The sequence below is a fragment of the Bacillus sp. SIMBA_074 genome (genome assembly GCF_046534555.1).
GTDB lineage: Bacteria > Bacillota > Bacilli > Bacillales > Bacillaceae_G > Bacillus_A > Bacillus_A mycoides.
This window is the reverse complement of the sequence record NZ_JAWRYM010000678.1, coordinates 1-264: the sequence shown is the minus strand read 5'-3', so window position 1 is coordinate 264 and position 264 is coordinate 1. Positions and strand designations below refer to the sequence as shown.

At 70.8% G+C, this 264-nt stretch carries 1 pseudogene; it reads left to right on the top strand.

The features are described from left to right. Positions 1 to 264, top strand: a pseudogene (locus SB773_RS32490) (hypothetical protein); the annotation flags it as partial.

The window sequence follows — 264 nt, the reverse complement described above, 5'->3', positions numbered from 1 at the left end:
CTCCCCGCGCATCGACGGGGCGCGCTTCGTCGGCTCCGAGATCTGGTGGGGAGAATCCGTGCCCGCCGAGAAGGGGCGGGTCACGGTGCGAAGCTCCTCGGGAGCCGAGATGCTCCCGGCGCCCTGGAGTGCTCGCTCCCGTGTACACGAGTACGGCGGCGGGGCATGGACCGCCGATTCCACGGGCATCCTGTACTTCGTCGATGCCGGCGATCAGCGCGTCCATCGACTGGTCGCCGGTGCCGAGCCCGTCCCGCTGACACC